Genomic DNA, 5224 nt, shown 5'->3' with positions numbered 1-5224 from the left:
GAACATCGCACAGAAGCGATCTTGCCATGAAGTGGGCAGAGCGCCGAGGGTCTATGTAATCGTCCGGGATGGGACACGTATAGTCCTTCCGGCTCTCTGTGAGGTCACAAGTGCTGCGCCTCATGACGGTTTTGTCGGTCAGGTCGTCTTCAATCTATGGTGCGGGTTTGCAGGTCAGCCTGCTTCCCATCGGCCCGCGCGAGTTCGGCCAGCCCCCGCCCCTTCGGGACTTGGCTCCCTGCCACTTGCGGCGGGAATTCAGGTCAGGCAGTGGTCTTCTTTGCTCAGGTGAACTCGGTTTCCTGTTTCCACAGTGACAGCATCAGCACCGCAGATGTCCTCGCAGTCGCAACGGCAGCCATTGCAAACCCGCGCCGCCTCACGAGCCGGATGGCCCAGCTTTTGAGCGTCGAGAACCGCCGGCCCCGGCTGATCAGGGTTCTTTCCACTTCGAAGAGCAAGCCTCGAACGGCCCGTCGCCACACTTAGAGATGCGTCCTCACCAATCCACTTTGCCGGACTGATGCCGTCAGGCCGTCAGGCCGTCAGGCCGTCAGGCCGTCAGGCCGTCAGGCCGTCAGGCCCGGAAAGGCACCAAAATCGCCAACCTTGCGCAACCGCGAAGGGTCGTTGATCAGGGCGACAAAGCTCAGCGACACGATCGGCCCCAAAGCCGGGGATGGTTCTCCCGGCCCGGTCTCATGGCCGTTTGCCCTTATGCTCCTCCGTCCTGCTCACAATTCCCGGCGACACCCCGGCGAACTTGACTTATGCTGTCGCCATCGCCGGATCTCTGTAATCCTCCCCTTCGCGCATCAGTCCCTGGGCCGCTCGGGCCATGCGGTTGGCCAACGCCACCGCAACCAGCATCTTCGCCTTGCGCGCGCGACAGCTTGCGAGGGAAAACGACCGCCCCATTTGAACCGGCACCGTGGATCGGAAATGGGTTCTTGGCCAAATCCAGGCCGTTGACGCGAACCTTGGTCATGGAAGTTCTCCTCGTAGCGGTGCTTCAACGACCGCTACTTTGGCACATTCGATGCCGCCTAAGGGGCGTCCAGCCCATCGCTTACAGTCAACTGGATGGCGCAGGCGGCGATTGATGCCTGCATTTCAGCCGTGCTTGTCCCGACCACGGTGCTGGAAAGGGGCCATCAAGGCGACAAGGCTGACGTTCGATAGAGTGATCAAGATCGGCGTTGATCCCCAGATTTCGGGCTGATGCGCAGCGCAGAGTTGCACCGCGACCGAAACTGGCCCCGAAACGAAAAACCCGAAGGGGCTGAACCGCCACCTCCGGGTTTAACACTCATCAGTGCCGCATCTCACGCAGATCTTACCCGTGGGTAAGACCGCGCGTGGTCAGGTTTCCAGCGCCTCGTAAAACGCGACAATCGCCAGTTCCAGCTTCCGGCGATCAATAGCTGAAAAATCACGATCTTCGCGCAGTTCCAACCGCCCATGCGAAGCGCTACACTTGGCGACACCACTGCTGAACGGCACCTGGAAGGTGGTCTTGGCCTGACGCGGACGCGTCGCGGCTGCCGATTTCTTACCCGTGGGTAAGACCGACGGCGTCTCGACGAAGCTGCGCAGAATCTCGACTTCACGGGCTGCATCGCGCTCGGGCTCGGCGCGCAGCGCTGTAGAGACCCGGGCCGACAGCGCCTCGTCGCGATCCATCCGCCGCTTCAACTCGACACCGACGTTGCGCGGAATGTCCTGCGGATATTCCAGAACCTTGTCCAGCCGCATCAGCAATTCGGCAAAGGCGCGGATGTAACTGCGCTTGGTGTAGCTGGCGGATTTGAACAGGGTCGCCACCGCATCCGAAACCTCGGGGCAGGCATTGGCCGGATCATCCGCATAGCGCCGCGCCAGACTGGCCATCTCTGCAAAAGAGATATCCTTGCGCACGAGGTTCTCATCAACCATGCGGCGATAGCTGGTCTGCGCCACAGCCTCGGCCGGAACGATGCCGGCCGGAATGGTGGCAAACCCGGCATCGCCGGTATCCTCGAGCAGCGCCCGAAATGCCATCAAACGACGCATGCCCTGAATCAATTCATAGCGCCCGTCGGCTCGCGCCTCGACGCGGATCGGGTTCGACAGGCCGACCTCACGGATCGACAGTTTCAACTCTTCGAGCTCATCATCCTCGCCGGGCTTGCGGTCGCGCACCAGCCGTTCGGTCACGACGGAGTCCAAGGCGATGCGGTCGGTGATCAGCCCCTCACGTTTCAGCCGCACGAACTCCGAGGCAAGGCGGTCGTTTTCGGCGCGGATGTCATCCTCGACCTGCTTGCGGTCGCGCAGCGAACTGGCATTTTCGGAAATCGCCGACGCCATCGGCCCGCGCCGCAGCGTGCGGTCTGGCACCTTGCCCACATCCATGGAGCCGACGTCGGGGATGTCGATGTCGAACATTCTGCGTTTCTTGCTCATTGGTCAGCCTCCATCTGCTCCCACGCGTCATGCACGGTCTGGCGGAATTCGTCGTAGGCCAAGTCAAATGTCGATCGCGCTCTGCGCCAGGTCTCTCGGGTCATCTCGCGGTAATCCATTTCATAGACCGAGTTCAGAAAGCGGCCGGATTGCTCGACCGCGCGGGTCATCTCGACCGGGTGTTCGGTGACATGCTCTCCCCAGACCTTGCGGAAGGCATCCTGCATGGCGCGGTGCAGATCGTTGCCCGGCTCGTAGCGGGTCAGCAGGAAGCGGATATCGTAAAAGGCTTTGGGTAGGGAAATCTTACCCGTGGGTAAGGTGCCATCGAAGCCGGCCGAGAGATCCTCGAGAGCCTCGGAAAGCTGACCGACAAAAGAGGTGGTGGAGTCATATTCCCAATACCCCGGACCGGATGGCACATAGAGCACGTCAGCGGCAAAGACCGCGTTCATCGACTGGTAGCCGATCGCCGGCGGACAATCGAAGAGGATCAGGTCATAACTGTCGTCGGGGATCTGGTCGAGGTAGCGGGACACCGCGGCAAAGAAAGACCAGTCCGGGTTCAGGTGCCGGTACTGGGCGCTGGCGAATTCCACAAAGGCGGCGTTGGCGCAGGAGGGGATCGCATCGATGGTCGACCAGGAGGTCGATTTAATGAAGTCGCCGATGCGCAGGCCACCAAGGCCCAACTCGGTGATCGTCGTGGGCAGGTGGCGCTGGGGCAGGGCGGCGCCGGTCTCGGCGCCCACCGGGCCACGATTCATCCGCTCGGTCTCGCGGATCAGATCGCGGGCCATGACCCCCCATACCGTGTGCTCCTCGCCGACGTCGGTCAGCCCAAGGGAATGCGACAAGGTCGCCTGAGGGTCAAAGTCGACCACCAGCACCCGATAGCCATCAAGCGCCGCGGCATGGGCAAAGTGCAGCGCCACTGTAGACTTGCCAGCGCCGCCCTTGAAGTTGGCGACAGCGGCGCGAATGGCCCGCTTTCCGGCGGGACGATAGGGCATCAGGCTGCGCTTGCTGATCTTCAGCCGCCGCCGCAGCTCGTTGATCTCATCCAGCGAGAACCAGCGCTGCCGGCCCTCCTGTTCGACTTCGCCAGCGGGCAGCGAGGGGTCGGCGGCCAGCTTGCCACGAAAGGTCGACTGGTTGATGCGAAAGATCAGCTCCGAGACCTCCCAAGACGAAAACCGCCGCAGGGTCTTTTCCAGACCCGGCGAAAAGGTCTGCTGGCGAATCCAGCCTTGCAGTTTCAAGGAGCGCTTCTGGAGTGTATCCAGATCTTCGTGGGTGTACATGCTGTGCCTCGCAGGACGGGTTTTGATGTTTTTTCCTGATTTACGCTTTATTTGCCTTTGACGCAAAACCTAATATGCTTTGTCATGCAGGGCAGGGGGCTCTTACCCACGGGTAAGACAGGCAGTGGGCGCCGGGCTTTGCCTCGATTCGCCTCTGCCCCGGCGCCAAAGGGCTAAAATCTTGATCCCGCGCCAAGATATAGGGGGACGCCTCGGAGCCTTCGGCGATGGATAGGGGGACATCTTGGCACAATAGAGGGACATACTGAATGACCCCCATCACCTAAACCTTCACCAGATTCATTTTTTAAAGGGGACTGTGGCCAAGCCGTAAGCGCCCCAGGCCTCGGCACGGCTTGACAGAATCGCAACATTGGACGCAAATCGACGATAAGCTCGGAAAAGCGTTGGCAGGCGCAGATAAGTCGGGCATATCGCCGGACAAAGCCGGCAAAGAGGCGGAGCAGGTCATGCAGGTGGCAAAACCGGTCGGGCGCAAGGCCCCGGCCCTGAAATACGATATTCTCTCGGCTCTGGGTGTGGCCGCTCTGGCCGGTGACAAGCACCGGCAGCGACTGGTGTTACGGCTCATGGTGCTGATCACCACGCGCTACAACTGGCAGAGCAACGAGTTGTCGATCGGGCGCGCCGAGATCGCCCGGCTCTGGGCGGTGGATGAGCGCACGGTCAAGCGTGAGACTGCCAAGATGCGCAGCGCTGGCTGGCTTGAGGTCAAGCGCGCCGGGGTCAAGGGCCGGGTCACGGTCTACGCGCTGAACCTTGAGGCGCTGCTGGATGAGACCACAGAGGCCTGGCAGACCATTGGCCCGGATTTTGTGGCGCGGATGCAGGAACGCCACGGCGGGGCAGGGGCTGACGCCTCGAGCGATCCTAAGGTCATCCCGTTTCAGCCGCGCGCCCGCAGTGAGCCCACCGAGGGTGTCTGGGGGCAGGTTCTGGCAGACCTCCGCTCCAGATTCCCGGCGCAGGCAACCGCATGGTACGGACAGCTTTCCGAGATGGAGCACCAAGACGGACGGGTCACGCTGGCCGCACCAACGCGTTTCGTGGCGGATTACGTCACCACACATTTGCTGCCACAGCTGCTGGGGGCCTATTGCGTGATCGACCCGGCTGTACGGCGCATTGATGTGGTGCCGGTCAAGATGTGACCTGATCGCCCGCCGCCGCCAATCATGGTCTCTGCCTCGCGCGAGAATATGCGACAGGGTTTGCAAAGGTCTTTAGTAAGTGAATTTATGATGTCGTGGCCGCATTGTCCACGGCTTTCATACTCGCCGTTTGGTCAGCCGAGATATTAGTGCGCACCGACAGCGCCAATTAATGCAGCGTCGTTTTTTTTCTTATTGGCAATCATCCGAGCCTGCGAGACGTTACATGTCACATCCCGGCAGGTAATATGGCTGTTTCTTGAACAGCTCTGGCTTGAGTTTGTGCCAGTCCTTCATCGCGTG

The 5224-nt window shown here is 61.1% G+C and carries 3 protein-coding genes; 1 reads left to right on the top strand and 2 read right to left on the bottom strand.

Going from position 1 to position 5224, the window contains the following annotated elements; translation table 11 throughout:
• Positions 1–1362 precede the first annotated feature (1362 nt).
• Both Q4543_RS23660 and Q4543_RS23655 read right to left on the bottom strand, forming a co-directional pair.
• Positions 1363–2445, bottom strand: coding sequence for a ParB N-terminal domain-containing protein (locus tag Q4543_RS23660; RefSeq protein ID WP_303442484.1), 1083 nt, complete (start codon positions 2443–2445; stop codon positions 1363–1365).
• The gene (locus Q4543_RS23655) at positions 2442–3749 is read right to left on the bottom strand and encodes an AAA family ATPase (RefSeq protein ID WP_216001868.1); all 1308 of its coding nucleotides are present in this window, start codon (positions 3747–3749) and stop codon (positions 2442–2444) included. Before Q4543_RS23655 ends, Q4543_RS23660 begins: the two co-directional genes overlap by 4 nt.
• A gap of 470 nt (positions 3750–4219) precedes the next feature.
• Between Q4543_RS23655 and Q4543_RS23650 the strand changes: the two genes are divergently transcribed.
• The gene (locus Q4543_RS23650; RefSeq protein ID WP_303442480.1) at positions 4220–4921 is read left to right on the top strand and encodes a DnaA N-terminal domain-containing protein; all 702 of its coding nucleotides are present in this window, start codon (positions 4220–4222) and stop codon (positions 4919–4921) included.
• The last annotated feature ends 303 nt before the right edge of the window (positions 4922–5224 follow it).

The sequence above is a fragment of the Salipiger sp. 1_MG-2023 genome (assembly GCF_030547555.1).
GTDB lineage: Bacteria > Pseudomonadota > Alphaproteobacteria > Rhodobacterales > Rhodobacteraceae > Salipiger.
This window is presented reverse-complemented; position numbering and strand designations above follow the sequence as displayed.

Bases quoted from the DNA above. Each gene is read 5' to 3' on its own strand.
- Q4543_RS23650 (WP_303442480.1), top strand. From the start codon at position 4,220: ATGCAGGTGGCAAAACCGGTCGGGCGCAAGGCCCCGGCCCTGAAATAC.
- Q4543_RS23660 (WP_303442484.1), bottom strand. From the start codon at position 2,445: ATGAGCAAGAAACGCAGAATGTTCGACATCGACATCCCCGACGTCGGC.
- Q4543_RS23655 (WP_216001868.1), bottom strand. From the start codon at position 3,749: ATGTACACCCACGAAGATCTGGATACACTCCAGAAGCGCTCCTTGAAA.